Raw genomic sequence first — 23,186 nt, 5'->3', positions numbered from 1 at the left:
GACGGTGGTGGAGCGAGTCACTGATTGCCGCAGGCGGACATGTCCGTGGCGTCGAGCCAGGGCAGGTCGTGGCCCATGCGGTCGCGCTTGGTGCGCAGGTAGCGCAGGTTGTGTTCGCCCGCGGTGACCGGCATGGGCTCGCGCGCGATGACCTTGAGGCCGTGGCGGGCGAGCGCCTCGGTCTTGTCGGGGTTGTTCGTCAGCAGGCGCAGGCTGCGCACGCCGAGGTCGTCGAGGATCTGGGCGCCCGCGCCGTAGTCCCGGGCGTCGGCGGGCAGGCCCAGCTCCAGGTTGGCGTCCAGGGTGTCGCTGCCGCGCTCCTGGAGCTCGTACGCGCGCAGCTTGGACATCAGGCCGATGCCGCGGCCCTCGTGGCCGCGGAGGTAGACCACGACGCCGCGCCCCGCGGCGGCGATGCGCCGCATGGACTCCTGGAGCTGGGGGCCGCAGTCGCAGCGAAGGGAGTGGAAGACGTCGCCGGTCAGGCACTCGGAGTGGACGCGCACCAGGACGTCCTCGCCGTCCTGGATGTCGCCGTGGACGAGCGCCACGTGCTCGACGCCGTCGGCGGTGGAGCGGTAGCCGTACGCGGTGAACTCGCCGAAGGCCGTGGGCAGCCGGACCTCGGCCTCGCGGCGCACGGTGGGCTCGGCGGAGCGCCGGTAGTCGATCAGGTCCTCGATGGAGATGATGGTCAGTCCGTGCTTCCGTGCGAAGGGGATCAGCTGGGGCAGGCGCAGCATGCGCCCGTCCTCGCCGGCGATCTCGCAGATGGCACCGGCCGGGCGCAGGCCCGCGAGCCGGGCCAGGTCGATGGCCGCCTCGGTGTGGCCGTTGCGGGCGAGGACGCCGCCCTCCTTGGCGCGCAGCGGGAAGATGTGGCCGGGGCGGACGAAATCGCCGGCCTTGGCCTTGCCGCCGGCGAGCATCTGGAGGGTGGTGGCACGGTCGGCGGCGGAGATGCCGGTGGTCACGCCGTGCGCGGGGCCCGCGTCGACGGTCACGGTGAAGGCCGTCCGCATCGATTCGGTGTTGTCCGTGACCATCTGCGGCAGGTCGAGGCGGTCCAGCTCGTCGCCCTCCATGGGGGCGCAGATCAGGCCGCGGCACTCGGTCATCATGAAGGCGACGATCTCGGGGGTGGCCTTCTCGGCGGCGACGACGAGGTCGCCCTCGTTCTCCCGGTCCTCGTCGTCGACGACCACGACGGGGCGGCCCGCGGCGATGTCCCGGACGGCCAGCTCGACGGGGTCGAGGCAGAGGTCCTCGGAGTTGTCGGTCGTGTAGTAGAAGGGGTGCACCGGCCCGGCGTCATCGGGGGCGGCGGAAGGCGTGTGGGTGGTCATGCCGGGGCTCCTTCGATGACGGGCTGCGGCTGCGGGGCGGCGGCGCGGCGGGAGCGCAGCCACCAGTCGCGCAGGCCCCACAGCACCAGGGCGAGGTAGACGACGTACACGAGGCCGGAGAAGGCGAGCCCGCTGGAGAACGCGAGCGGCACCCCCACGACGTCGACGAGCAGCCAGGCGAACCAGAACTCGACCAGGCCGCGCGCCTGGGCGACCATCGCGGCGAGGGTGCCGACGAAAATGTAGGCGTCGGGCCAGGGGTTCCAGGAGAGGTCGGGCACGGCGGAGAACAGGGCGCCGACCGCGAGGGTGCCGGCGGCGGTGCCGCCGAGGAGCAGCCCGCGCTCCTTCCAGGTGGCGAAGCGCACGGCGATGGAGCCGTCCTGCGCCTTCTGGGTGCCGCGGGTCCACTGGCGCCAGCCCCACACCGCGACGCCGATGACGAGGAGTTGCTTGCCGACACCGCCGGAGAGCTGCGCGGAGGCGTACGCGGCCACGAGGATCACACCGGACAGGAACTGGGCGGGCCAGGTCCAGATCGAGCGGCGCCAGCCGAGCGCGAGGGCGATCAGGCCGACGCTGTTGCCGACCATGTCGGACCACATGATGTGCTGGCCGAAGGCGGTGAAGGCCTCGGCGTTGAGCCAGTCGAAGTGGTTCATCGCGTGGGCTCCTCACTCTGGGAGCGGGTGCCGAGCAGGCGCTCCACGTACTTGGCGATGACGTCGACCTCGAGGTTGACGGGGTCGCCGGCCTGCTTGACGCCGAGCGTGGTGAGCGCGAGCGTCGTGGGGATGAGGCTGACGGTGAAGTAGTCGGGCCCGGCGTCGACGACGGTCAGGCTGACCCCGTCGACGGTGATGGAGCCCTTCTCGACCACGTAGCGGGCGAGGTCGGCGGGCAGGGAGACCTTGACGATCTCCCAGTTCTCGGAGGCCTTGCGGTCGAGGACGGTGCCCGTGCCGTCCACGTGGCCCTGCACGATGTGGCCGCCGAGGCGGGCGCCCACGGCGGTGGGGCGCTCCAGGTTGACCTTCGAGCCGGGCGCGAGGGCGCCGAGGCTGGAGCGGTTCAGCGTCTCGGCCATCACGTCGGCGGTGAACTCGTCGCCCTCGTGGTCGACGACGGTGAGACACACGCCGTTGACGGCGATGGAGTCGCCGTGCTTCGCGCCGTCGGTGACGACGGGACCGCGCAGACGGAAGCGGGACGCGTCGGCCAGGGTCTCGACGGCGGTGACTTCGCCCAGCTCTTCGACGATTCCGGTGAACACGCTCAGTGCTCCTTCGATACGAGGGTTGCGGTGATCCGCAGGTCGGGTCCGACGCGGACGGCTTCGGTCATGTCGAGCCGCAACGCTTCGGTGACGGTGGTGATTCCGCCGCCGCTGAGGGCGGCGGGGCCCGCGCCGAGCAGGGCGGGCGCGAAGTAGCCGATGACGCGGTCGACGGCGCCCGCGGCGACGAAGGCGCCCGCGAGCGTGGCGCCGCCTTCGAGCAGCACGGAACGCACGTCGCGGGCGTGCAGCGCGGCGAGCAGGGCGGTGATGTCCAGGCCGCCGGCGGCGCGCGGCAGGCGCACCGTCTCGGCGCCGGAGGGGCGCGGCGCGGCGTCGGCGGCGGCGTCGGCGTCAGCGTCTGCGGCCACCGCGATCAGCGTGGGGGCCGCGTCGTCCAGGACGCGGGCGCCGGGGCGCACGGCGGTGCCGTGGGTGTCGACCACGACCCGCAGCGGCTGCCGGGCGCCCTCGACGCCGCGCACGGCGAGGTGCGGGTCGTCCGCGCGCTGGGTGCCGGAGCCGACCACGACGGCGTCGCACTCGGCGCGCAGCCGGTGGACGTCGGCACGGGACGCGGCGGAGGTGAGCCAGCGGCTGGTGCCGTCGGCGGCGGCGGTGCGGCCGTCGAGCGTGGCGGCGTACTTCCAGGTGACATGGGGGCGGCCGAGGCGCACGGAGGTCAGCCAGGCGGCGTTGGCCTCCTCGCCCTCGGCGGTGAGCAGGCCCGCCTCGACGTCCACGCCGGCCGCGCGCAGGGTGGCCGCGCCGCCCGTGGCCTGCGGGTTCGGGTCGCCGACCGCGTAGACGACGCGGGCGATCCCGGCGTCGACGAGGGCCTGGGCGCAGGGGCCGGTGCGGCCGGTGTGGTTGCAGGGTTCGAGGGTGACGACGGCGGTGGCGCCACGGGCCTTGTCGCCCGCCGCGCGCAGGGCGTGGACCTCGGCGTGCGGGCCGCCCGCGCGCTGGTGGTAGCCCTCGCCGACGGTGCGTCCGGCGGCGTCGAGGATGACGCAGCCGACGACCGGGTTGGGGCTGGTGAAGCCGAGTCCGCGCACGGCGAGTGCGAGCGCGTGCCGCATGGCGGCTGCTTCGGCCTGGGTGGCCACCGGGTCCTCCTGCCTCTTCGGGCACGGACTCCGGGGCGCGTCGATGACGACGACAAGGAGCGAGCGGGAGCACACGGGGCCGCGGACGCCGGAAGGGACCTGTCCCCTGTCGGGAACAAGCCACTACGGCGGCGCGACACGCAGAGACGTGCCCGCTCGCCGCGCACTGCCTCCCATCCGGACTTTCACCGTCGGTCCAGGAGTTTCACCTGGTCAACCGGCCACTGGAGGTGACCGGGTCGCGGACTGTAACCGCCGGTTCGGAATTACACCGACCCCGGAGTGCGCTGCTTTTGGTACGCAGCCAGTGTGCCACGCCCGGCAGCGGCCGTGCGGGCCGCCTTCTGTGGGCTGGATCACAGCGGGCGCCGCGCCGCCCGCGATCCGGCCCGGCCGGATCACGTCGCCCCGTTCTGACCGGATTCCGCCGACCGCCCGTCCGGAAATGGCGTATCCCCCTCCGTAACAGGGTTGGTCCATACCTATTGACGCTCTGGTCTAGTCCTTTTAACGTCTGCGTCACTCTGCGGAAAGGCCCGCCCGGTGTGCGCACATCGTGGGCCGACGTCCCCGTCCGTTGTGCGACACCGAGCCTCCCCAGGAGGAACAACGTGCCCACCCCCACCCGCGCGAGAACCACCGCGAGAACCAGCGCGAGAACCACGCTCCTGGCCACCGGCGCCGCCGTCGCCGGACTGCTCCTGAGCACGCTCGCCGCGACGACGTCCCAGGCCGCGGACCCCGTGGCCCACGAGTCGTGCAGACCCGACGGCCTCCACAAGACCCCCGGCGTCGACGTCCCCTACTGTTCCGTCTACGACACCGCCGGCCGCGAGAAGATGGGCGCGGACCACCAGCGCCGCGTCATCGGCTACTTCACCGGCTGGCGCACCGGCAAGAACGGCGAGCCCGCCTACCTCGCGTCCGACATCCCCTGGGACAAGGTCACCCACCTCAACTACGCCTTCGCGCACGTCGGCAAGGACAACAAGATCTCCGTCGGCTCCGACGGCGAGAAGAACGCCGCCACCGGCATGACGTGGCCGGGCGTCGCGGGCGCCGAGATGGACCCCGGCTTCTCCTACAAGGGCCACTTCAACCTCCTGAACAAGTTCAAGAAGAAGCACCCGAACGTGAAGACCCTGGTCTCCGTGGGCGGTTGGGCCGAGACCGGCGGCTACTTCGGCGACGACGGCAAGCGCGTGAACTCCGGCGGCTTCTACTCGATGGCCACCAACGCCGACGGCTCGGTGAACCAGGCGGGCGTCAACACCTTCGCCGACTCGACCGTCGAATTCATCAGGAAGTACGGCTTCAACGGCGTCGACATCGACTACGAGTACCCGACGACGATGAAGGACGCGGGCAACCCGCTCGACTGGCAGCTCGCCAACGGCCGCCGCGCGGGCCTGGTCAAGGGCTACGCGGCGCTGATGAAGACGCTGCGCGAGAAGCTCGACAAGGCCGGTGCCGCCGACGGCAGGCACTACCTGCTGACCGTCGCCGCGCCCTCCTCCGGCTATCTGCTGCGCGGCATGGAGACCTTCCAGGTCCAGAAGTACCTGGACTACGTCAACATCATGTCGTACGACCTGCACGGCGCCTGGAACGAGCACGTCGGCCCGAACGCCTCGCTCTACGACGACGGCAAGGACAGCGAGCTGGCCGCGGCGGGCGTCTACGGCAGCCAGCAGTACGGCGGCATCGGCTACCTCAACACCGACTGGGCGTACCACTACTTCCGCGGCTCGATGCCCGCGGGACGCATCAACATCGGCCTTCCGTACTACACGCGTGGCTTCAAGAACGTACAGGGCGGCACGGACGGCCTGTGGGGCAAGGCGGCCACGACGGACTGCCCGGCCGGCTCCGGGCTCACCAAGTGCGGTGACGGCGCGGTCGGCATCGACAACCTGTGGCACGACAAGGACGACAACGGCAAGGAGTCCCCGGCGGGCTCGAACCCGATGTGGCACGCGAAGAACCTGGAGAAGGGCGTCGTCGGGGACTACGTGACCGAGTACGGCTTCCGCGCCGACACCAAGCTCACCGGCACCTACGCCCGCAAGTACGACGCGAAGCTGGTCGCGCCCTGGCTGTGGAACGCCGAGAAGAAGGTGTTCCTGTCCACCGAGGACGAGCAGTCCGTGAAGGCCAAGGCCGACTACGTGGTCGACAAGGGCATCGGCGGCACCATGGTGTGGGAGCTGGCCGGTGACTACTCCTGGAACGCCGCCAAGGGCCAGTACGAGATCGGCGACACGCTCACCACGACGATGTACGACGCCTTCAAGTCGGCGTCCCCCTACGGCGCGAAGGTCGCGGGCAAGGACCTGCCCGCCAAGGCCGTGGACATCGGCGTGGAGTTCGGCGACTTCAAGCTCGGCGACTCCAACTACCCGATCACGCCCAAGCTGAAGATCACCAACCACACGAAGACGACGCTGCCCGGCGGCACGGAGTTCCAGTTCGACTACTCCACCTCGGCCCCCGCCAACGCCTCCGACCAGTCCGGCTTCGGCACCAAGGTGATCAGCAGCGGCCACACCGGGTCCAACGCGGGCGGTCTGAAGGGCGACTTCCACCGCGTCTCGCTGAAGCTGCCCGCCTGGCAGACCCTCGCGCCCGGCGCGTCCGTGGACCTGTCGTTCAACTACTACCTGCCGGTCTCGACGCCGTCGAACTGGACGGTGAACATCGGCGGTACGACGTACGCGCTCGCCGGTGACCTGGCGCGCGGCACGACGGTGGTCGAGCCCGGCACCGGCCCCGGCCCGACCGACCCGCCCGGCCCGACGGACCCGCCCGGCAAGTGCGCGCCGACCGCGTGGAGCGCGACGGCGGAGTACGGCTCAGGGACCACCGTGTCCCACAAGTCGCACACCTGGAAGGCCAAGTGGTGGACGAAGGGCGACGAGCCCGGCACCACCGGCCAGTGGGGCGTCTGGCAGGACCTGGGAGCCTGCTGACGCTCCGGCCCGGGGCACCCGGTGCCCCTCCCCTGACGCCCGGCGGCGGGAAGACACGCCCTTGCCCCGCCGCCGGGCCGCCACCTCACCCCGGCCCGCATGCCTCCCCGCGGGCCGGGGTGCCCGGCGTCACGCCCCGGTCGTGAACAGCTCCTCCTGCGCCGCGTCCCGGGCGGTCAGCAGCGCGCCCCGCAGCACCGCGGCGCCGCCGAGCGCGCTGGCCCTGACCTCCGTGCGCAGCGGCGACATCGCCGCCACGCGCGGCGCGACCCGGTCGGCGAGGTCCGCGCCGCCCGCCTGCCCCAGCTCGCCGCCGAGCACCACGCACCCGGGGTCGAGCACCGCCGCGACGGAGGCGGCGCCGATGGCCACCCGGTCGGCGAGGGCGTCGAGGAACGGCGCGTGCCCCGTCTCCACGGCATGCCGCACCAGCGCCGCGGCGGGCATCTCGCCCGGCTCGGGGTCCGCCTTCAGGCCGTGGTCGGCGGCCAGGTCGGCCACCGCGCCCGACCCGGCGAGCGAGTGGAAGCCGCCGTCGCAGGCGGTCGCCGAGGGCAGCCCCGCGGTGCCGGGCACCGGCAGGAAGCCGATCTCGCCGGTGCCGCCCGACGCGCCCCGGCGCAGCGCGCCGTCCAGGACGACGGCCGCGCCCGTGCCCGCGCCGAGCCACAGGAGCACGAAGGTGTCGCGGTCGTGCGCGGCGCCGTCGCGCTGCTCGGCGCGGGCGGCGAGATTGGTCTCGTTCTCCACCAGGACGCGCGCGGGGAGCCGGTCCGTCAGGGCGGTCACCAGGCGGCGGTGCCAGGCGGGCAGGCCCGCCGAGTCGCGCAGGTCGCCGGTGGCGGGGTCGATCAGGCCCGGGGCGCCCACGCCGACGGTGTGCAGACGCGGGGCGCCGGCCGCGGCCGCGGTGCGCTCGACGAGGGCGACGGCCCGCTCGACGGCACGCCCGGTGCCCGTGCCGTCGCCCATCGGGAGCGAGTCCTCGGCGAGGGGCGTGCCCAGCAGGTCGGCGACGACGACGGTGACGCTCTCGGTGCGCACGTCGAGCGCGGCCAGATGGGCGCGGTCGGCGACCAGGCCGTACAGGCGTGCGTTCGGACCCCGGCGCCGCTCCCCCGCCTCGCCGACGACCGCGATCAGACCGGCCTCCCGAAGGCGCTCCACGAGGTCGGCGACGGAGGGCCGCGACAGGCCCGTGAGCTGCTTCAACTGCCCTGCCGTCAAGGGGCCTTCGCTTTGCAGGAGACGCAGCGCGAGCCGGTCGTTGATGGCCCGAGCGGTGCTCGGTGATGCGGGCATGGCCGGATCCTTCCACAGCGCTCGCGCCGGTCCGCCCGGGCGGCGTCCGCGGTGCGCGCGATAGCGCGATATTCGGCTCCCTGACCCTCTTCTATCAGGCAGGGTTCCTGATAGTTTACTGCGGCGGTCCCGGAGGGGACCGTGGAGGGGTGGAGCGGATGAGTGAGGGGCAGAGCCAAGTGGTTTACAGCAAGCCGCAGTTGAGCCGGGCGCGGCTCGCGGTCGCGGTCATCTTCTGCGTGCACGGCTCGGTCGCCGGGTCGTTCGCGACCCGGGTGCCGTGGATCCAGGACCACGCCGACGTCAGCGCCGGCATGCTCGGCCTCGCGCTGGCCTTCCCCGCGATCGGCGCGTCCCTCGCGATGCCCCTCGCGGGCTGGCTGAGCCATCGCTTCGGCGTGCGGACGGCGCTGCGGGCGCTGCTCGCCCTGTGGACGCTCGCGCTCACGCTCCCCGCGCTCGCGCCGAACCTGCCGACGCTGTGCGCGGCGCTCTTCGTGTACGGCGCGACGTCGGGGATGGCGGACGTCGCGATGAACGCGCTCGGCGTCGAGATCGAGAACCGCATGGAGAAGTCCATCATGTCGGGCCTGCACGGCATGTGGAGCGTCGGCGCCCTGATCGGCTCGGCGGGCGGCACGGTCGCGGCGCACCTGGGCGCGGACGCCCGGGTGCACCACGCCCTCGCGGCGGCCGTACTGACCACGGCAGGCCTGATCGCCTGTCAGGGCGTGCTCGAACTGGGCGCGGCCCCGGACGACGACCCGCCGCCGCGCTTCGCCCTGCCGCCGAAGTCGGCGCTGCTCATCGGCGCGGTGGGGTTCTGCGCGGTGTTCGCCGAGGGTGCCAGCCTCGACTGGTCGGCGGTGTACCTCAAGGACGTGCTCGACTCGTCGGCCGGTCTGGCCGCGGCCTGCACCACCGGCTTCACGCTGACGATGGCCGTCGCCCGCCTCGTGGGCGACAAGGTGGTCGACCGTTTCGGCGCGGTGCGCACGGTGCGGGTCGGCGGGCTGCTGGCCGCGGTCGGCGGCCTGTGCGTGGTGACGGCGCCACACGCGGCCCTGGCCATGACCGGCTTCGCGCTGATGGGCCTCGGCATCGCCGTCGTCGTGCCGCTTGCGTTCGCCGCGGCGGGGCGCAGCGGCCCCAACCCCAGCCAGGCCATCGCGGGCGTCGCCACCATCACCTACACCTCCAGCCTGATCGCGCCGTCGGCGATCGGCACGCTCGCCGACGCCACGAGCCTGGTCGTCTCCTTCAGCCTGGTCACCGTGCTCGCGTGCGGGCTCATGGTGTGCGCGGGGGTGCTGCGCACGGCCGGGCGGGCGCCCGCGCAGGCGCCCGCCCCCCAGGCCGAGGCGGTGGACCGCAAGGGCTGAGGCGGCCTCACCCGGTGATGGAGTCGAGCTGCTCCGCCGCGGGCCGCAGCGCCCACAGGTCGCCGCCGGGCGGGGCCTTCAGCTGCGGCACCGCGGCCCGCGCCGCCTGGTCGCCCGCGTCGGCGGCCGCGTGCGCGACGTCGGTGGCCGCGTACGCGCGGAAGTCCAGCTCGGGGTGCGGCCACGGCCGCTCGCCGGTGGCGGCGGGCAGCAGATAGCGCACGGCCTTGGCCAGGCTCTGCCCGGCGGGGCCCCGGTGGGCCCAGAGGTCCACGCCGACGTGCCGGCCGATGGCGGCCAGGCGCGTGTGGGCGACCAGGTCGAAGGCGGAGTAGTGCCAGCTGCGGGTCCGCGTCAGCTCCTGCGGCTGGCTGCCGTCGGCGGCGATCTGCGGGTCGACGCGCTTGGCGCGGGCGTCGCGCACGGTCTTCCGGGCGAGGGCCTTCTCGCCGGTCGCGTAGGCGAGGGCGGCGAGCTGCATGTCGTAGAAGGTGCCGTGGTTGTTCTTCGCGGCGCCTTCCTGCTCGCCGAAGTCGCTGTGCGCCAGCCAGTCCAGGAAGTCCTTGTTCCAGTCCGTCATCCGCGCCCGGTCGGTCCGCGTCCAGCCGGGGGCACCGGTGGCGAGGATCGCCTGCGCGTCCAGGACGCTCGTGTACGACTGCGAGAAGTCGATGATGCCGATGGCGCGGCCGTCGTACTTGCAGGGGATGAACTGGCCGTGGTCGAGGCGCGGGTTCATCCGGGTCGCCGGGGCCAGGAACCAGGTGCGCAGGACGGCCGAAGCGTGCTCGGCGTACGCGCGCTCGCCCGTGTAGTACCAGGCGAGGGCCAATTCGTAGCTGGAGTCGAAGACGTTCTCCGCGTCGCGGCGGTCGGTGCCGGTGTCGACCTCGGGGTTGCGCTCGCCGTCGCGCTGCTCGTACGGGCAGCCCCAGGGGTTCTCGGGGGTCCGGGGCGCGGTCGGCCACCAGTAGGGGGCTTGGCTCAGATAGTCGTGCGGGTCGCCGCCGGGCGCCGGCCTCGGCTTGTCGACGACGGTCCAGGGGCCCTGGCCCAGCCAGCGGTCGGCGCGAGCGGTCAGGTCGCGCAGGGCGCGGCGCAGCCGCGGGTCGCCCTGGTCGAGGCGGCGCTTGGCCTCGGCGACGCGGTGGCCGTCGAGGACGGCGGTGTCAGGGACCTCGGGCCGCGCTGCGGCGGGGGTGGCGGCAGCGGCGGGCGCGGCCAGTGGGGCGACCGCGAGGACGGCCGCGGTCAGCAGCGCCCTCCAGCGAGTACGGGCACTCATCGCACTCCAATCAGATACATGAACAGAGTTCATCGACCTGGCCGGGACACCGTACCGGAGGAGCCGGAGAGAATCCGCACTTACGTCGCACTAACATGTCGACGCTGACCGTCGACATGACGACACGGCTCGTCCCCCCGCGACGACACGGCCCGTCCCCCGCGACGGCACAGCTCGTCCCGCGCACAGAAAGCGAACTCACCATGGATCTCGGCGTGCGCTGGCGGCTGCACGGCGACGGGCGCACCCCCGCGCCCGGGGCCGTCGTCCGACCCGACGAACGGCTCTCGTGGCCCCGGACGTTCGGGCTCGGCGCCCAGCACGTGGTGGCGATGTTCGGGGCGTCGTTCGTCGCCCCGGTCCTCATGGGCCTCGACCCGAACCTCGCGATCATGATGTCGGGCGTCGCGACCGTCATCTTCCTGCTCGCCACGCGCGGCCGGGTGCCCAGCTACCTCGGCTGCTCGCTGTCCTTCGTGGGCGTCGCGGCCGTGATCCGCGCCCAGGGCGGCTCCAGTGCCACCGTGACGGGCGCGGTGTTCGTGGTGGGCGCGGCGCTGTTCGTGGTGGGGCTCGCGGTACAGCGGTTCGGCGCACGGATCATCCACGCGGCGATGCCCCCGATCGTCACCGGCGCGGTCGTCATGCTGATCGGTTTCAACCTCGCCCCGGTCACGGCCGCGACCTACTGGCCGCAGGACCAGTGGACGGCGCTGTGCGTCATGCTGTTCACCGGATTGGCCGTGGTGTGCCTGCGGGGTTTCTGGTCCCGGGTCGCGATCTTCCTCGGCCTGATCTTCGGCTACGCGCTGTCCTGGGCCCTCGACGCGGTCTTCGGCAAGATCCACTCGGCGGACGGCTCCGGCAAGGTCACCGACCACTGGCGCCTGGACCTGTCGGCGGTCGGCGACGCGGACTGGATCGGCCTGCCCACCTTCCACGGACCGAGCTTCGAGTGGTCGGCGATCCTCGTCGCGCTGCCCGTCGTGATCGCCCTGGTCGCCGAGAACGCGGGCCACGTCAAGGCCGTCGGCGAGATGACCGGCGACCCGCTCGACGACAAGCTCGGCACCGCGATCTCGGCGGACGGCGCCGCGTCCATGCTGTCCACGGCGGTCGGCGGCCCGCCCAACACCACGTACTCCGAGAACATCGGCGTGATGGCCGCGACCCGCGTCTACTCCACGGCCGCGTACTGGGCGGCCGCCGCCTTCGCGCTGCTCTTCGGCCTGTGCCCGAAGTTCGGCGCGGTCGTCGCCGCGATCCCCGGCGGCGTGCTCGGCGGCATCACCGTCATCCTGTACGGCATGATCGGCCTGCTCGGCGCCCAGATCTGGATCAACGCCGGCGTCGACCTGCGCAATCCGCTGAACCTGGTCCCGGCCGCAGCGGGCATCATCATCGGCGTCGGCAACGTCTCGCTGAAGTTCACCGACACCTTCTCGCTCAGCGGCATCGCCCTCGGCACCATCGTCGTGATCACCGGCTACCACGTGCTGCGCGCCTTCGCCCCCGCCCACCTCAAGTCCCAGGAGCCGCTGCTCGACTCGGGGACGTCGTCGTACGACGAGCAGGAGGCGGACGCCCCGCGGGACGCGGAGGGCGGTCCGGCTCAGCCGCGCGCCAAGTCGTAGGCGTACCCCGGCGAGAAGGTGCCGGGCCTGCCCCGGCACCCGTCCGACTCCCCGGGCAGTTTGACCCACAGATAGGCGTCGATGCGGGCCGCGCCGGTGCGCAGCGTGGGCGGGCGGCCGACGCCGCGCCCCGCGGGGTCGCACCAGGCCCCGTCCGCCGGGGCGCCGTTGCCGTTGCGGCTGGTGTCGATGACGGCGCCGAGGCCGCGCGGCCCGCCCAGGGCGGCGAGGACCCGGCGCGCGTACGCCGTCTCGGCGGCCGTGCGGTGGAAATTGGACACGTTCGTGAACACCCCGTCCGAGGAGGCGGCGGACGCCGCGCCCGCCCGGCGCAGCGCGGCCGCCTGCCGCTCGGCCCGGTGCCAGCCCGAGTGCCCGCCGTCGTGGTAGACGCGCGCCGCGGGGTTCGCCCGCTTCAGGACGGCGCCCGCGCGGGCCAGCGCCGCGAACCGCCGCGACCGCTCCCCCGGGGACAGGCAGTCCGCCAGCGCGACGGCGTCCGGCTCCAGGATGACGACGACCTCGCGGGAGCCGAGGCCCGCCGCGAACCGCTCGATCCACCGGGCGTACGCGGCGAGGTGCGGCGCGCCGCCCCGCGAGGGGCCGCCGCAGTCGCGGTCCGGGATCGCGTACGCGACGAGCACCGGCACCCGGTCGCCCGCCCGGGCCGTCACGGCCCGCACCCGGGCCGTGATCGCCCACGGCCGGGGGTCGGTGAACCAGACGGCGGCGGGCCTGGCGGCGATCCGGGACGCGATCAGCGGGCGCCTCGGGTCGTCCCTGTGCGCGCGCACCCACCTGACGACCTGCGCGCCCTCGTGCCGGTACAACCGCGCCGCGGCAGGTCCTCGCGCCGACGGCACCGGGCCCGACCGCGACCCCTCCACCGCCTCGGTCCGGCTCCGGTGCGCGCCCGCCCCGTCGTCCCCCGCCACGGTCACCGCTCCGGCCAGCACCCCGAAGGCCGCCACCAGCACGGTCGCCGCCGCCGTGATCCCGCCGAGCCCGCGCCGCCGCCCACCGCGGCCGCCCGCACGTGTCTCCCCCACGTCCGCTCCCCCCTCGTACCGCTCCCCCGGGGTCCTCGCGGGCCGTTCCCCCGTTCTGGGGAAGTGCCCGCCCGGCGGACCCGTGCGCAAGGCTAGGGCTGGGACCCTGCCCCCATGGCGCGGTTGGAGCGGTTGGCCGAGTGCACTCACCCGGCGCACGGAGTGGACGTGGTGGCGCGCGGCGTGGACGCGGTGGTGGCGCGCATGCGCGCCCTTGACAGGACGTGGCCGCGCCGGGACGGCGTCGCGGTCTTCAACCGCGTGTATCTCGCGGTGACTCAGGAGGTCGGCCGGCACGTCGGGGCGGGCGCGTTCCCGGACGTCGGGGCCGCCGTCACCCTGGACGTGCGCTTCGCCGAGCGCTATCTGGCGGCCGTGGACGCGGTGGCCGCCGACCGGTGCCCGCCCGCCTGCTGGCGGCCGCTGTTCCAGCTCCGGCGGCATCCGGGCGTACGACCGCTGCAGTTCGCCCTCGCGGGCGTCAACGCGCACATCGGGCACGACCTGGCGCTCGCCGTCGTGGACACCTGTCGCTCTCTCGGCTGCGAACCGGCCGACCTGGAGGACGAGTTCGACCGCGTGGGCGACATCCTCGTGTCGCTGGAGGAGCGCGTCCGCGAAGAGCTGATGCCGGGCCCTGACGTGTTCCAGGTCGCCGATCCGCTCACCCATCTGCTGGGCTCCTGGAGCCTGGAGCGGGCCCGCGACAGCGCCTGGTCGACGGCGCGTGCCCTGTGGGCGCTGCGCCAGTTCCCGGGTCTCGCCGGGGAGTTGCGCGAGCGGCTCGACGGGGCGGTGGGCCTCGTGGGGCGGATGCTGCTCACGCCGCTGCCCGACTGACGCCGGGCCGGGCCGGGCGCGGGGCCCCGCCTGGTGGCGGGGCCCCGCTCGCCGTCAGTCCTCCGGCAGCTCCACCGGCTCGATCTCGTCGTAGAGGTCGCCGGGGCCGGGGTTGGTCGCGTCCGTGGTGCCGCCGAAGTGGTGCATGACGCCCCACACGGCGTTCAGGGCCGTCGTCACGGCGCCCTCGGCCCAGCCCGCCGTCCAGGAGATGTCGTCGCCCGCGAGGAAGATGCCGCGCTTGTCCTCGGGGAGGCGGTCCTGCATGAAGTGCGTGAACAGGCGGCGCTGGTAGCGGTAGTGGCCCGGCAGGTTGGCCTTGAACGCGCCCATGAAGTAGGGCTCGTTCTCCCAGGACACGGTCACCGGGTTGCCGATGATGTGCTTGCGGATGTCGACCTTCGGGTAGATCTCGCCGAGCGACTTGAGCATGACGTCCATGCGCTCGTTCGCCGACAGGGGCAGCCACTTCAAGCTGTCGTCGCACCAGGTGTAGGACAGGCAGATGACGGCGGGCTTGTCCGGGCCGTCGTCGAGCAGGTAGGTGCCGCGGGTCATGCGGTCGGTGAGCGTCATCGACATGACGTCACGCCCGGTCTCCTCGTCCTTGTCCAGCCAGAACGGCCTGTCGACGGGCACGAAGAGCTTGGACGACTCCATGTAGTGGGTCCGCTCCATCGCCGTCCAGTGGTCGATGGGGAACAGCGAGTCGTCGCACTCGATCTTGGAGAGCAGCATCCAGGACTGCGCGGTGAAGATCGCCGCCCGGTAGGTGCGGATGTCGCCGTTCGCGTCGGTCACCGTGATGTTGTTGCCGGCGGTGCGGTGCAGCCGGGTCACGGCGGGCTTCGGCGCGCGGCCCTCGTGCAGCTCGGCCAGGGAGGTGCCGAGCGGCCAGTGAACGATCTTCTGCGGCTCGCGCTCCCACAGGCGCAGCGGCAGCTGCTGGGAGCCGCCGACGATGCCGCGGTGGTGGTCGTCGGCCTCGGTGTAGACGACGCGCAGGATCTCCAGGATGGAGTTCGGGAAGTCGGTGTCCCAGCCGCCGGTGCCGAAGCCGACCTGGCCGAAGATCTCGCGGTGCCGGAAGGACTTGAAGGCCTCGGACTCGCAGAGGAAGCCGTAGAAGGTCTGGTTGTCGAGCTTCTCGACGAGCTTCGCCCAGATCTCGCGGATGCGCGGCACGTCCCGCTCGCGCAGCGCGCGGTTCATGTCGGAGAAGTCCGCGCCCTCCTCCAGGCAGTCGTTCCACGCCTTCGCCACGTCGCGGTAGACCTGCGGCAGGTCGTCGACGGTCTCGGCGTAGTGCGACTCGCCCTTGAGGTCGACGACGGTGGAAGGCGTCGACTCGGCAAGGGGGTTGGGGAACGGCCGGGTCTTGAGGCCCACCAGGTCGATGTAGTGCTGGAGCGCCGTGGAGGACGGCGGGAAGCGCATCGCGCCCATCTCGGCGGTGAGCGCCGGGTCGCAGCCCTCGAAGCCGACGGTGCGCAGACGGCCGCCGATCTGGTCGGCCTCGTACACGACGGGCTTGAGGCCCATCTTCATCAGCTCGTACGCCGCCACGATGCCGGACAGGCCGCCGCCGATGACGGCGACCTCGGCACCGTGCTCGGTCGCGGGTATCTGGCCGAGCCCCGCCGGGTGGGCGAGGAAGTCGTCGTACGCGTACGGGAAGTCCGGCCCGAACATGGTGATGGGCGGCTGCGCGTCGGTGTGCTGGACGGCGGTGGGCACCGTGGACGTCATGGGGTACGGACTCCTTGCACAGTACGGAACGGTGGTGCGGGGTGGGGGCTCGGCTCAGCCGAGGGACGCGTACAGGCCGGGGCGGCGGTCGCGCAGATAGGGGTTGGCCTCGCGGGAGGCGGCCAGGAAGGCGGGGTCGGCGTCGGCGAACACCAGCTCGTCGCCGCGCCCGGCGCGGGCGCGGGCCACGCCGTCGGGGCCCGCGAGCGTCGAGAGGCCGACGAACTCGAACTCGCCCTCGTGGCCGACGCGGTTGACGTACGCGACATACATCTGGTTCTCGAAGGCCCGCACGGGCACGACCGACTCGGCGACGAACTGGAAGGGGTGCATCTGCGCCGTGGGGACCAGCAGGAGGTCGGTGCCGGCGACGGCGTGCGCGCGGACGTTCTCGGGGAACTCCACGTCGTAGCAGATCATCAGGCCGATCCGGACGCCGTCCAGCTCGGCCTGGACGACGGTCTGCTCGCCGGGCGTGAAGTGGTCGCGCTCGAAGCAGCCGAAGAGGTGGGTCTTGCGGTAGTTGGCCAGGCGGGTGCCGTCGGCGCCGATGAGCTGGACGGCGTTGTACACGCGCTCGCCGTCGCGCTCGGGGTAGGCGTAGGCGACGGCCAGGCCGTGGCGCACCGCGGTCTCGGCGACGGCGTCGGCGGCCTCGCCGTCCGCGGGCTCGGCCAGGCGCGGCACGTCGTCGCCGATGGCGTAGCCCGTCAGGAACATCTCGGGGGTCACCAGGAGCCGCGCCCCGGCGGCTGCGGCGCGGGCGGCCGCCTCGTCCAGGGCCTTGAGGTTGGCGGCGACGGAGCCGGGACGCCCCGAACTCTGGAGCAGGGCGGTGCGCAGCGGCGGCATGGCGGACCTCGGGGGCTCGGGCGGGGGGCGGGGTGAGTCGGATAGACCGTACGTTTCGCGGGTGTGACGGGACAAGACACGACCGTTGCGCCTGCCCCCGCGATCCGTTGCGCGTCCGGGGCCCGGAACGGAGATTCGTTGCGGGGGTTACGAAGGTCCGACCTGGGACGCAGACGAAGGCCCGGGGTCTCCCCCGCGCGGGGGAAGCGGAGAGCAGCCTCGGGCCCGACGCGCCGGGCCCCCTCCCCGGGAGATCGTGAAGTCACCCGGAACGACCGGGCCACTTCAGCAGAATTCGACCGACGGAGGGCTTCCCGTGAGCCGCATCACCTTCACCCGCAACAGCACCCGCGCCCTCGCCGTGAGCGCGGCGCTCCTGGTCACCGCGGGGGCGGCGGGCGTGGCCGTCGCGTCCGGCAAGGACGTCACGCGCCCCGTACCGGCCGCCGAGAAGCAGGCGAAGCCCCGGGAGGCGGCGGCGCTCACCGGCTCGGCGAAGATGTTCCGCAAGACGACCGAGGACGTGACCTTCACCTTCGACGCGCACCTGGCCGCCAAGAACGTCGGCCGTCCGGACAAGGCGACCGGCACCTTCAAGTTCGTGCACCTGGAGAAGCCGGGCGGCAGGGGCGGCTGGGCGAAGGGCCGGATCGACTGCCTGGTGACGGGCGGCAAGGTCGCGTCGGCGACCGGCATCATCACCGAGACCAGCACCGGCCGCATGGAGAAGATCAAGGGCGGCCGCGTCGGCTTCAGCGTCCACGACAAGGGCCCGGGCAAGCTGGACCGCCTCGGCTACAGCTGGGCCGCGACCGGCCGTCCCACCGGCGACCAGAAGCTGACGAAGTGCAACAGCGCCGCCCCCTTCGAAACGGTCAGAAAGGGCACGGGCGACTTCCACGTGACCCCGTGGAACCCGCCGTACCCCGAGGGCCACTGAGCCGGGGCGCGGGCTGCCCCCACGGGGGTGGGGCGGCCCGCGCCTCCCAGAACGGAGCGCCTCCCAGAACGGAGCGCCCCTCAGGTGGAGCGCCCCGAAGGGGCGCGGGGAACTGCGCGCCAAGCCACAACGCGCCCGCAGTCGGAAGACTAGGCAGGCGACCCGGACGAGAACCGCCGCATCAGCGGCGAGAGCACCAGCACCGACTTGGTGCGCTCCACGAACGGCTCTCCGGCAATCCGCTCAAGCACGCGCTCAAAATGACGCATATCCGCGGCGAAGACCTGCACGAGCGCGTCCGCCTCCCCGGTGACGGTGGAGGCGGACGCGACCTCCGGATAGCGCTCCAGACCGCGCTGGATCGCCTCCGGCGAGGTGTTGCGGCGACAGTAGATCTCGATGAACCCCTCGGTCTCCCAGCCGAGCGCGGCCGGGTCGACGCGGACGGTGAACCCGGTGATCGCTCCGGTGGCCCGCAGCCTGTCCACGCGCCGCTTCACGGCGGGCGCGGACAGGCCGACGAGCTGGCCGATGTCGGCGTAGGAACGGCGGGCGTCCTCGGCGAGGGCGTGCACGATGCGTTCGTCGAGATCGTTCAGTCGCACTGGGGGTCGTTCACTTCTCTGCGTGTCACTTCACTGCGGAGACCTCCGCGGCGGGCTCGGTCTCCAGACGGGAGCGGCGCATCCCGTACAGGAAGTAGAACACGAGCCCGACGACCATCCAGACACCGAAGACCTTCCAGGTCGCCGCGTCGAGGTTGTACATGTTGTACGCGCAGAAGCCGAAGCCGAGGACCGGGAAGAGCCAGCCGAGCGGCACCCGGAAGGTGCGGGGCATCTCGGGGCGGGTCCGGCGCAGGATGATCACGGCGACGTTGACCAGGCCGAAGGCGAAGAGCGTGCCGATGCTGGTGGCGTCGACGAGCTTGCCGAGCGGGATCACCGAGGCGAGGGCGCCGCAGAACAGGGACACCAGGACGGTGTTCACGCGGGGCGTGCCGGTCTTGCCGCTGACCTTGGCGAACGTCTTGGGCACGAGGCCGTCGCGGGACATCGCGAACAGCACGCGGGTCTGGCCGTAGAGGACGGTCAGGACGACGCTGGCGATGGAGATCACGGCGCCCGCGGCGAGCAGCGTGCCCCAGAAGGTCTGGCCCGTGACGTCGTTCATGATCGCGGTCAGCGAGGCCTCGGAGCCCTCGAAGTCCTTCCAGTTCCACGCGCCGACGGCGACGGCGGCGACCAGGACGTACAGGGCGGTGACGATGATCAGCGAGAGCATGATCGCGCGGGGCAGGTCGCGCTGCGGGTTCTTGGCCTCCTCACCGGCGGTGGAGGCGGCGTCGAAGCCGATGTAGGAGAAGAACAGGCTCGCCCCGGCCGCGCTGACCCCGGCGACACCGAGGGGCATGAAGTCGGAGTAGTTGCCGGACTTGAAGCCCGTGAAGCCGACCGCGCAGAACAGCACGAGGGCCGCGATCTTCACGATGACCATGATCGTGTTCGCGCGTGCGGACTCCTTGGCGCCGCCGAGCAGGAACACCATGGCGAGAAGGACGACGATCAGGCCGGGCAGGTTGATGATGGCGCCGTCGACCTCGCCGGGCGCCGCGGAGAGCGCGTCCGGGATGGTGACGCCGATGGTGCCGTCGAGCAGCTCGTTGAGGTACTCGCCCCAGCCGACGGCGACGGCCGCGACGGACACGCCGTACTCCAGGACCAGGCACCAGCCGCAGACCCAGGCGACCAGCTCGCCCATGGTGGCGTACGCGTACGAGTACGAGGATCCGGCGACCGGGATGGTGCCCGCCAGCTCGGCGTACGACAGGGCCGAGAAGAGGGCGGTGAGGCCGGCGATCACGAAGGAGATCGTGACGGCGGGGCCCGCCTTCGGGACGCTCTCGCCGAGCACCACGAAGATGCCGGTGCCGAGCGTCGCGCCGATGCTGATCATGGTCAGCTGCCACATGCCGAGGGTCCGGCGGAGCGTGCCGCCCTCGCCCTGGCCGCCCTCGGCGACCAGGCGGTCCACCGGCTTGCGCCGCGTTATTCGACTGCCGAAACCGACGCCGCCCTGGGGGCGGGGGCGGGTCTTCGGGGGGGCGCCCTGGTCGAGCACGGGTGGCTCCTTAATCGCTGCCGGTCGAAATGGCCGGGACCCACGGCAGCCCGGGCATCACCACGGGAACCACCGAGCAGGCAGTCCCCGCCACGCCACGTACAGCGCCAGACTCTAAGCGGTTCCGCTTCCCAGCCGAAATGCAGCAACGTTGCGCACCGACGGAAGATCGTTGCGTGAGCTTCGATTGTACGGACCTTTATTGCGCCGTCCCTTTCGTCCGTTGCGCGACGCCCGTTTTGTCCGCTGCTGGAGACGTGGTTCGTTTCCGGTCCGGTCACCTTCGGCTCACGTCCCGCACCTTCCCCGTGGGCCGATCCGTATTCCGTTTGTAATCTTTCCGCGGTACGCGCGAAACGCCGACGGCCCCCGCGAGCGAACTCGCGGGGGCCGTCGGTGAGTTGGAGAGGTCGGGCCCTCGAGGGCCGGCGCGCTAGCTCCAGCTGGCGTGCAGCGGCTTGCCCTCGGCGTATCCGGCGGCGCTCTGGATGCCGACGGTGGCCTTGTCGGCGAACTCCTCCAGGGAGCCGGCGCCCGCGTAGGTGCAGGAGGAGCGGACGCCCGCGATGATCGAGTCGATCAGGTCCTCGACGCCGGGACGGGCCGGGTCGAGGAACATGCGGGAGTGCGAGATGCCCTCCTCGAACAGCGCCTTGCGGGCGCGGTCGTACGCGGACTCCTCGGACGTGCGGTTGCGCACCGCGCGCGCGGAGGCCATGCCGAACGACTCCTTGTACAGGCGGCCGTTCGCGTCCTGCTGGAGGTCGCCCGGGGACTCGTACGTGCCCGCGAACCAGGAGCCGATCATGACGTTCGACGCGCCCGCGGCGAGCGCCATGGCGACGTCGCGCGGGTGACGGACACCGCCGTCGGCCCAGACGTGCTTGCCGAACTTCTTGGCTTCGGCGGCGCACTCCAGGACGGCGGAGAACTGCGGGCGGCCGACGCCGGTCATCATGCGCGTGGTGCACATGGCACCGGGGCCCACTCCGACCTTGATGATGTCGGCACCGGCCTCGATGAGGTCGCGGACGCCCTCGGCGGCGACGATGTTGCCCGCCACGATCGGCACCCGCGGGTCGAGCGCGCGCACGGCCTTGACCGCGGCGATCATCGACTCCTGGTGGCCGTGCGCGGTGTCCACGACGAGCGTGTCGACGCCCGCGTCGAGCAGCTGCTTGGCCTTGCCCGCCACGTCGCCGTTGATGCCGACGGCGGCGGCGATGCGCAGCTTGCCGTCCGCGTCGAGGGCGGGCTTGTAGAGGGTCGCGCGCAGGGCGCCGGTGCGGGTGAGGATGCCGGCGAGGCGGCCGTCCTTGTCCACCGCGGGCGCGTAGCGGCGGTTGGCGCCGTCCAGCTTGTTGAACGCGTCGCGCGGGTCGATGTCCGCGTCCAGCAGCAGCAGGTCCTTGGACATGACCTCGGCGAGCTGCGTGAAGCGGTCGACGCCGCTCAGGTCCGCGTCGGTGACCACGCCGACGGGCTTGTGGTCCGCGTCCACCACGACGCCCGCGTTGTGCGCGCGCTTGGGCAGCAGCGCGAGGGCGTCCGCCACGGTCTGCGCGGGCGAGAGGACGATCGGGGTGTCCAGGACGTGGTGACGCGTCTTCACCCAGGAGATGACCTCGGTGACGACCTCGATCGGGATGTCCTGCGGAATGACGACGAGGCCGCCGCGGCGGGCGACGGTCTCGGCCATGCGACGGCCCGCGATCGCCGTCATGTTGGCGACGACCAGCGGGATCGTGGTGCCGGTGCCGTCGGGCGAGGCGAGGTCGACACCCTGGCGGGAGCCGACGGCGGAGCGCCTCGGGACCATGAAGACGTCGTCGTACGTCAGGTCGTACGCAGGCTGGATGTCATTGAGGAAACGCACGTGCTGCTCATCCCAGTCGATCAGAGGTGGCCCCCGAACCGGACAGCCGGGGGAAAAGCACGTACTTCATTGTCCCATGCCCGACCGATTGCGCCGCCTGGGACGATCACCCAGGCGACGCGTGAACCCCCTGGTCAGATCCTCCAAGGGCGCGGCCGTCCGCGCGCGGCTCCGGCTAGATCCTCTTGGTGCGCCACACGGCGAGCGAGGTGAGCGCGCTCAAGGCCGCGCCGAACCCGAGGACCGCGGTGAGGGTCACCGCGCTCACGAGCACGCCGCCGATGGCCGCGCCCGAGGCGATGGCCAGGTTGAACATCGAGGTGTTCAGGGCGGTCGCGGCCTCGGTCGAGCCGGGCGCGGCCTTGAGCACCCAGGTCTGCACGGCCACCGGGATGCCGCCGAAGGCGAGCCCCCACAGCACCAGGAGCGCGATCCCGGTCGCGGGGCTCCGGCCGACCAGCGGGAACAGCGCGAGCACGGCCGCGAGCAGCACGCTCATCGCGATGATGGTGGTGCGGACGTCACGGGTCGCGGTGATGCCCGCGAGGACCGTCCCGCCGATGCCCGCGAGCCCGTAGACGAGGAGCAGCGGACCGATGAGGCTCTCGCCGACGCCGGAGGTCTCCTGGAGGATCGGGCTGATGAAGGTGAAGGCCGCGTAGTGGCCGCCCACGAGCAGGCCGGTGGCGACGACGCCCGCGCGGACCGTGCGGTTGCGGAACTGCCGGGGCAGCTCCGACAGGCGCACCGGCTCGGTGGCGGGCAGGCCCGGGAGCAGGAACACCAGGCCCGCGACCACGACCAGACCGAGCCCCGCGACGGCGAGGAAGGCCACGCGCCAGTCGGAAAGGTCGCCGACGAATGTCGCTGCGGGCACGCCGATGACGTTGGCCGCGGTCGCGCCGCCGAAGACGAGCGCGGTGGCCCGCGGTAGGTGCCGCTCGGGCACCAGGCGCACGGCGATGCCCGCCGCGAGGGCCCAGAACCCGCCGATGCTGATGCCCACGACGAACCGCGCGACGAGCAGCAGCGCGAAGCCTGACGCGGCGGCCGAGAGCGCGTTGGCCGCGACCATCAGCGTGAGCAGGGCGAGCAGCACGACGCGCCGGTCGAGGCGCCCGATCAGGACGGGCAGGACGGGCGCGGTCACGGCGGCCACCAGGCCCGGCAGCGTCACCAGGAGGCCGACCGCGCCCTCGGAGACGTCGAGCCCCCCGCTGATCGAGGTCATCAGGCCCACGGGAAGGGCCTCGACGGTGATCATGGCGAAGGTGCCGAGCGCCATCGCCACCACGGCAAGCCAGGTCCTGACGGGGACGCGGTCCGGCGGCGCCGCGGGGGCGGCGGGAGCACGGGTGGGGGCGGGGGCACCGGTGGGGGCGGGGGCGGCTGACTTGCTGGGGGCGGACATGGCTGAACTCCCGTTCCGAGCGGTTCGCTTGGGGCTGTGCGCGGC

The 23,186-nt window shown here is 72.6% G+C and carries 18 protein-coding genes and 1 riboswitch; of the genes, 5 read left to right on the top strand and 13 right to left on the bottom strand.

What is annotated here, in order from left to right; all coding sequences use genetic code 11:
* Window positions 1–17: 17 nt before the first annotated feature.
* From AC07GB_RS27265 to ribD, 4 genes are read right to left on the bottom strand one after another with little or no spacing between them, the layout of a single operon-like run.
* Window positions 18–1,346, bottom strand: coding sequence for a bifunctional 3,4-dihydroxy-2-butanone-4-phosphate synthase/GTP cyclohydrolase II (locus AC07GB_RS27265; protein WP_478849845.1), 1,329 nt, complete (start codon window positions 1,344–1,346; stop codon window positions 18–20).
* Window positions 1,343–2,008 (bottom strand): nicotinamide mononucleotide transporter family protein, encoded by a 666-nt coding sequence (locus AC07GB_RS27260; RefSeq protein ID WP_478849843.1) that lies wholly within the window; start codon window positions 2,006–2,008, stop codon window positions 1,343–1,345. The genes AC07GB_RS27265 and AC07GB_RS27260 overlap by 4 nt, the downstream gene beginning before the upstream one ends.
* Window positions 2,005–2,619 carry a riboflavin synthase gene (locus AC07GB_RS27255; RefSeq protein ID WP_478849841.1) on the bottom strand — a complete coding sequence of 205 codons (615 nt, stop codon included), beginning with the start codon at window positions 2,617–2,619 and terminating at the stop codon, window positions 2,005–2,007. Before AC07GB_RS27255 ends, AC07GB_RS27260 begins: the two co-directional genes overlap by 4 nt.
* Window positions 2,620–2,621: 2 nt before the next feature.
* Entirely contained in the window at window positions 2,622–3,704 is a 1,083-nt protein-coding gene (gene ribD / locus AC07GB_RS27250) for a bifunctional diaminohydroxyphosphoribosylaminopyrimidine deaminase/5-amino-6-(5-phosphoribosylamino)uracil reductase RibD (RefSeq protein WP_478849909.1), read from the bottom strand.
* Window positions 3,705–3,890: 186 nt separating this feature from the next.
* Window positions 3,891–4,021, bottom strand: a riboswitch (FMN riboswitch).
* Between the two features lie 321 nt (window positions 4,022–4,342).
* Between ribD and AC07GB_RS27245 the strand changes: the two genes are divergently transcribed.
* Entirely contained in the window at window positions 4,343–6,700 is a 2,358-nt protein-coding gene (locus AC07GB_RS27245; RefSeq protein ID WP_478849839.1) for a chitinase C-terminal domain-containing protein, read from the top strand.
* Window positions 6,701–6,829: 129 nt separating this feature from the next.
* Here the strand turns inward: AC07GB_RS27245 and AC07GB_RS27240 are convergent, their stop codons facing one another.
* A complete protein-coding gene (locus AC07GB_RS27240) occupies window positions 6,830–8,002 on the bottom strand; it encodes an ROK family transcriptional regulator (RefSeq protein ID WP_478849837.1) in 1,173 nt (390 codons plus the stop codon).
* A 158-nt stretch (window positions 8,003–8,160) separates the two neighbouring features.
* Between AC07GB_RS27240 and AC07GB_RS27235 the strand changes: the two genes are divergently transcribed.
* Window positions 8,161–9,384, top strand: a complete 1,224-nt coding sequence (locus tag AC07GB_RS27235; RefSeq protein ID WP_478849835.1) for an MFS transporter — start codon at window positions 8,161–8,163, stop codon at window positions 9,382–9,384.
* 7 nt (window positions 9,385–9,391) lie between these two features.
* Here the strand turns inward: AC07GB_RS27235 and AC07GB_RS27230 are convergent, their stop codons facing one another.
* Entirely contained in the window at window positions 9,392–10,669 is a 1,278-nt protein-coding gene (locus tag AC07GB_RS27230; RefSeq protein ID WP_478849833.1) for an alginate lyase family protein, read from the bottom strand.
* 203 nt (window positions 10,670–10,872) lie between these two features.
* On the opposite strand from AC07GB_RS27230, the gene AC07GB_RS27225 reads away from it, so the two are divergent.
* Window positions 10,873–12,303 carry a uracil-xanthine permease family protein gene (locus AC07GB_RS27225; protein WP_478849907.1) on the top strand — a complete coding sequence of 477 codons (1,431 nt, stop codon included), beginning with the start codon at window positions 10,873–10,875 and terminating at the stop codon, window positions 12,301–12,303.
* Here AC07GB_RS27225 and AC07GB_RS27220 read toward each other — a convergent pair.
* The gene (locus AC07GB_RS27220) at window positions 12,282–13,298 is read right to left on the bottom strand and encodes a glycoside hydrolase family 6 protein (protein ID WP_478849905.1); all 1,017 of its coding nucleotides are present in this window, start codon (window positions 13,296–13,298) and stop codon (window positions 12,282–12,284) included. The two genes, AC07GB_RS27225 and AC07GB_RS27220, sit on opposite strands and share 22 nt — an antisense overlap.
* 168 nt (window positions 13,299–13,466) lie before the next feature.
* Between AC07GB_RS27220 and AC07GB_RS27215 the strand changes: the two genes are divergently transcribed.
* Window positions 13,467–14,192 carry a DUF5995 family protein gene (locus AC07GB_RS27215; RefSeq protein WP_478849831.1) on the top strand — a complete coding sequence of 242 codons (726 nt, stop codon included), beginning with the start codon at window positions 13,467–13,469 and terminating at the stop codon, window positions 14,190–14,192.
* A gap of 54 nt (window positions 14,193–14,246) precedes the next feature.
* Here the strand turns inward: AC07GB_RS27215 and AC07GB_RS27210 are convergent, their stop codons facing one another.
* Both AC07GB_RS27210 and AC07GB_RS27205 read right to left on the bottom strand, forming a co-directional pair.
* Window positions 14,247–15,941 carry a flavin monoamine oxidase family protein gene (locus AC07GB_RS27210; protein ID WP_478849829.1) on the bottom strand — a complete coding sequence of 565 codons (1,695 nt, stop codon included), beginning with the start codon at window positions 15,939–15,941 and terminating at the stop codon, window positions 14,247–14,249.
* Window positions 15,942–15,995: 54 nt separating this feature from the next.
* Entirely contained in the window at window positions 15,996–16,793 is a 798-nt protein-coding gene (locus tag AC07GB_RS27205; protein WP_478849827.1) for a carbon-nitrogen hydrolase family protein, read from the bottom strand.
* A 316-nt stretch (window positions 16,794–17,109) separates the two neighbouring features.
* On the opposite strand from AC07GB_RS27205, the gene AC07GB_RS27200 reads away from it, so the two are divergent.
* A complete protein-coding gene (locus tag AC07GB_RS27200) occupies window positions 17,110–17,733 on the top strand; it encodes a Repetin (protein WP_478849825.1) in 624 nt (207 codons plus the stop codon).
* Window positions 17,734–17,882: 149 nt separating this feature from the next.
* On the opposite strand, the gene AC07GB_RS27195 is transcribed toward AC07GB_RS27200, so the two are convergent.
* From AC07GB_RS27195 to AC07GB_RS27180, 4 genes are all read right to left on the bottom strand, one after another.
* Complete coding sequence (locus AC07GB_RS27195; protein WP_030674789.1) at window positions 17,883–18,338, bottom strand: Lrp/AsnC family transcriptional regulator; 456 nt, start codon at window positions 18,336–18,338, stop codon at window positions 17,883–17,885.
* Window positions 18,339–18,363: 25 nt separating this feature from the next.
* Complete coding sequence (locus AC07GB_RS27190; protein ID WP_478849823.1) at window positions 18,364–19,854, bottom strand: amino acid permease; 1,491 nt, start codon at window positions 19,852–19,854, stop codon at window positions 18,364–18,366.
* Between the two features lie 433 nt (window positions 19,855–20,287).
* On the bottom strand, window positions 20,288–21,730 hold the full coding sequence (locus tag AC07GB_RS27185; protein WP_478849821.1) for a GuaB1 family IMP dehydrogenase-related protein: 1,443 nt from the start codon (window positions 21,728–21,730) through the stop codon (window positions 20,288–20,290).
* A gap of 175 nt (window positions 21,731–21,905) precedes the next feature.
* On the bottom strand, window positions 21,906–23,141 hold the full coding sequence (locus AC07GB_RS27180; RefSeq protein ID WP_478849819.1) for an MFS transporter: 1,236 nt from the start codon (window positions 23,139–23,141) through the stop codon (window positions 21,906–21,908).
* Window positions 23,142–23,186 lie beyond the last annotated feature (45 nt).

This window comes from Streptomyces sp. NPDC045778, assembly GCF_056431945.1.
Note: the sequence above shows the minus strand (reverse complement) of the source record. Positions and strands in the feature narration are given on the sequence as shown.

Excerpts from the sequence above, each read along its gene's own strand:
- AC07GB_RS27235 (WP_478849835.1), top strand. The coding sequence starts at position 8,161 with ATGAGTGAGGGGCAGAGCCAAGTGGTTTACAGCAAGCCGCAGTTGAGC.
- AC07GB_RS27240 (WP_478849837.1), bottom strand. The coding sequence starts at position 8,002 with ATGCCCGCATCACCGAGCACCGCTCGGGCCATCAACGACCGGCTCGCG.
- AC07GB_RS27205 (WP_478849827.1), bottom strand. The coding sequence starts at position 16,793 with ATGCCGCCGCTGCGCACCGCCCTGCTCCAGAGTTCGGGGCGTCCCGGC.
- AC07GB_RS27225 (WP_478849907.1), top strand. The coding sequence starts at position 10,873 with ATGGATCTCGGCGTGCGCTGGCGGCTGCACGGCGACGGGCGCACCCCC.
- AC07GB_RS27210 (WP_478849829.1), bottom strand. The coding sequence starts at position 15,941 with ATGACGTCCACGGTGCCCACCGCCGTCCAGCACACCGACGCGCAGCCG.
- AC07GB_RS27265 (WP_478849845.1), bottom strand. The coding sequence starts at position 1,346 with ATGACCACCCACACGCCTTCCGCCGCCCCCGATGACGCCGGGCCGGTG.
- ribD (WP_478849909.1), bottom strand. The coding sequence starts at position 3,704 with ATGCGGCACGCGCTCGCACTCGCCGTGCGCGGACTCGGCTTCACCAGC.
- AC07GB_RS27260 (WP_478849843.1), bottom strand. The coding sequence starts at position 2,008 with ATGAACCACTTCGACTGGCTCAACGCCGAGGCCTTCACCGCCTTCGGC.
- AC07GB_RS27230 (WP_478849833.1), bottom strand. The coding sequence starts at position 10,669 with ATGAGTGCCCGTACTCGCTGGAGGGCGCTGCTGACCGCGGCCGTCCTC.
- AC07GB_RS27180 (WP_478849819.1), bottom strand. The coding sequence starts at position 23,141 with ATGTCCGCCCCCAGCAAGTCAGCCGCCCCCGCCCCCACCGGTGCCCCC.
- AC07GB_RS27215 (WP_478849831.1), top strand. The coding sequence starts at position 13,467 with ATGGCGCGGTTGGAGCGGTTGGCCGAGTGCACTCACCCGGCGCACGGA.